The 3,605-nt window shown below is 73.2% G+C and carries 2 protein-coding genes; one reads left to right on the forward strand and one right to left on the reverse strand.

Features of this window, described 5'->3' with window-relative positions:
• Positions 1-182 precede the first annotated feature (182 nt).
• Positions 183-467 carry a helix-turn-helix transcriptional regulator gene (locus ACIQOV_RS32630; RefSeq protein ID WP_359897729.1) on the forward strand — a complete coding sequence of 95 codons (285 nt, stop codon included), beginning with the start codon at positions 183-185 and terminating at the stop codon, positions 465-467.
• Between the two features lie 61 nt (positions 468-528).
• On the opposite strand, the gene clpB is transcribed toward ACIQOV_RS32630, so the two are convergent.
• Positions 529-3,135, reverse strand: a complete 2,607-nt coding sequence (clpB, locus tag ACIQOV_RS32635; RefSeq protein ID WP_401054330.1) for an ATP-dependent chaperone ClpB — start codon at positions 3,133-3,135, stop codon at positions 529-531.
• Positions 3,136-3,605 lie beyond the last annotated feature (470 nt).

Consider the following 3,605-nt stretch of genomic DNA (forward strand, 5'->3'; position numbering starts at 1 on the left):
GGGGTGTGGGCCCCCGGAGGGGCGCGCGTGAGCCACGTCACGCGCCCGGCGCGCTGGTTCGGCTGCCGTCCCGGCCGGATGCGGTTAGCGTGCGACGGAACTCGATTCGATCAAATCCCGGCCAGGCCGGGGGAGTTGAGCTGTCCTGAGGTGGACTGTCCGAAATTGAGGGGGGAACAGGAGTGGGTGGAGCGGCGACGGGGGACGGCGCGACGCTCGGGGCGCTGCTGCGGAGCATCCGGCTGGACCGGGGCATGACGCAGGAGCAACTGGGCGAGGCGACCGGGCTGAGCGTGCGGTCGATCCGGGACCTGGAGCGGGGGGTGTCCTGTCCGCGGGTGTCCACGCTCAGGCTGCTGACCCAGGCCTGGAGCCTGCCGGACGTCCAGGTGGCCGAGCTGCACCGGCTGGCGCGCAGCCGGCGGGACCGGACGCGGCGGCTGCTGCGACGGGCGGCGGCGGAGTGACGGCGGCCGCCCCCGCCGCCGGAGCGGAGGGGGCGGCCCGGGTGCCGGACGCCCGGCGGTGCTACTTCTCCAGCGGCCCCCGGCCGCGGACGGTCAGGCGGTCGCCCGCCTCGTCCCGCTCGACCAGGACGGTGTCCCCGTCGTGCACCGCGCCGGACAGGATCGCCCGGGCCAGCTGGTCGCCGATCGCGGACTGCACCAGGCGGCGCAGCGGGCGGGCGCCGTACGCCGGGTCGTAGCCGGTGAGCGCCAGCCAGTCGCGGGCGGCCGCGGAGACCTCCAGGGTGAGCCGCCGCTCCCGCAGCCGCTCGCCCAGGCGGGCCACCTGGAGGTCGACGATCCGGCTCAGCTCGCCGGTGCCCAGCGGCTCGAAGACCACGATGTCGTCCAGCCGGTTGAGGAACTCCGGCTTGAACGCGGACCGGACGGCGCCCAGCACCAGCTCCCGCTTGCGTTCCTCCGGGGTGGCCGGGTCCACCAGGTACTGGCTGCCCAGGTTGGAGGTGAGGATCAGGATGGCGTTGCGGAAGTCCACCGTGCGGCCCTGCCCGTCGGTGAGCCGCCCGTCGTCCAGCACCTGGAGCAGGACGTCGAAGACCTCCGGGTGCGCCTTCTCCACCTCGTCCAGCAGCACCACGCTGTACGGGCGGCGGCGGACGGCCTCGGTGAGCTGGCCGCCCTCCTCGTAGCCGACGTACCCGGGCGGGGCGCCGACCAGGCGGGAGACCGTGTGCTTCTCGCCGTACTCGCTCATGTCGATCCGGACCATCGCCCGCTCGTCGTCGAACAGGAAGTCGGCCAGGGCCTTGGCGAGTTCGGTCTTGCCGACGCCGGTCGGGCCGAGGAACAGGAAGGAGCCGGTCGGGCGGTCCGGGTCGGCGACGCCGGAGCGGGTGCGCCGCACCGCGTCCGAGACGGCCTGCACGGCCTCCTGCTGGCCGATCAGGCGTCGGCCCAACTCCTCCTCCATGCGCAGGAGTTTGGCGCTCTCGCCCTCCAGCAGCCGGCCGGCCGGGATGCCCGTCCAGGAGGAGACCACGTCGGCCACGTCGTCCGGGCCGACCTCCTCCTTGACCATCGAGGCGGAGGTGTCCTGGCCTGCGGCGCGCTCCTGTGCCTCGGCGAGCTCCGCCTCGGCGGCCGGGATCTCGGCGTACATCAGCTTGGACGCCCGCTCGAAGTCCCCGTCGCGCTGGGCACGTTCGAGTGCGCCCTGGAGGTCGTCCAGCCGCTCCTTGAGCTCGCCGACCCGGTTGAGGCTCTTCTTCTCCTGCTCCCAGCGCGCCGTCAGCACGCTCAACTGCTCGTTCCGGTCGGCGAGATCGCGCCGCAGCCGGGCCAGACGGTCCACCGAGGCCGGGTCGGACTCCTTCTCCAGGGCCAGTTCCTCCATCCGCAACCGGTCCACGGAGCGCTGGAGTTCGTCGATCTCGACCGGGGAGGAGTCGATCTCCATCCGCAGCCGGGAGGCCGCCTCGTCGACCAGGTCGATCGCCTTGTCGGGCAGGAAGCGGGAGGTGATGTAGCGGTTGGACAGGGTGGCCGCGGCGACCAGGGCGGCGTCCGAGATCTGCACCTTGTGGTGCGCCTCGTACCGGCCCTTGAGGCCGCGCAGGATGGCGATCGAGTCCTCCACGCTGGGCTCGCCGACCAGCACCTGCTGGAAGCGGCGCTCCAGGGCCGGGTCCTTCTCGATCCGCTCGCGGTACTCGTCCAGCGTGGTGGCGCCGACCATCCGCAGCTCGCCGCGGGCCAGCATCGGCTTGAGCATGTTGCCCGCGTCCATCGCGGAGTCGCCGCCGGCGCCCGCGCCGACCATGGTGTGCAGCTCGTCGATGAAGGTGACGACCTGGCCGTCGGAGGCCTTGATGTCGTTCAGGACGGCCTTCAGCCGCTCCTCGAACTCGCCGCGGAACTTGGCGCCCGCGACCATCGCGCTGAGGTCCAGCGCGACCAGCCGCTTGCCGCGCAGCGACTCCGGCACGTCGCCGGCCACGATGCGCTGGGCCAGGCCCTCGACCACGGCGGTCTTGCCGACGCCCGGCTCGCCGATCAGCACCGGGTTGTTCTTCGTCCGGCGGGAGAGCACCTGGACCACCCGGCGGATCTCGTGGTCGCGGCCGATCACCGGGTCGAGCTTGCCGTCCCGGGCGGCCTGGGTGAGGTCGGTGCCGTACTTCTCCAGCGCCTTGTAGGTGCCCTCCGGGTCCGGTGAGGTGACCCGGCCGCTGCCGCGGACGTCCTTGAACGCGGCGAGCAGCGCCTTCGGCGCGGCACCCTGGTGCGCCAGCAGTTCGGCCACCTGGCCGCCCTCGGCGGCCAGGCCGACCATCAGGTGCTCGGTGGAGACGTACTGGTCGTCCAGGTCGTTCGCGCGCCTGCCGGCCTCGGTGAGCACCGCGACGGTGTCCCGGGCGAGCTGGGGCGCGGCGACCGTCGAGCCCATCGCGCTGGGCAGCGCGGCCGCCTGGCGGCGGGCCTCGGCGTCGACCCGGGCGACGTCGGCCCCGACCGCCTCCAGCAGGGGCCGGGCGATGCCCTCGGGCTGCTCCAGCAGGGCGATCAGGATGTGCACCGGCCTGACGTCCGGGTTGCCGGCCGTGCCCGCCTGCCGGATCGCGGCGGACAGGGCGTCCTGCGTCTTGGTGGTGAACTTGCTGGCGTCCACTGCTGGGGGGTCCTCCCTCGTCGTCCTTCACTACTGCTGCGTACAGCATGCACTAACTTGAGTCTATTCCGCTCAACTTTCTGTTTCCCGCTTCCGTCTCAACTTCTCGGTGAACGTGTGACCGACCGCCGGGTCAGCCCCAGCAGCTCCCGGGCCGGCCCGCCCGGCCGCTGCCCGGCCGGCCAGACCGCGCGCAGCGGCCGCCGCAGGTCCAGCTCCGCCACCAGCGGCACCTCGTGACTGGCCGGGCGGGGAGCTGTACCGGCGGCGCTACTGGATCCGGGACGACGCGGGCGCGGTGGCGGGCACCGTCGCGGTGGACAACTGGACCAAGGGCCCGAGCCAGCTCGCCGTCTCCTCCCTCTACGTGACGCCGGCCGCCGCGCGGGTCGTCGGCGAGGCGCCGATGGTCTTCCTCACCGAGAACACCGTCGGCTTCCTCGGTGCCGCCAAGGTCGGCGGGCTGCCCG

It is taken from the genome of Kitasatospora sp. NPDC091257, from assembly GCF_044757675.1.
In the GTDB taxonomy this organism is placed as follows: domain Bacteria; phylum Actinomycetota; class Actinomycetes; order Streptomycetales; family Streptomycetaceae; genus Kitasatospora; species Kitasatospora lactacystinica.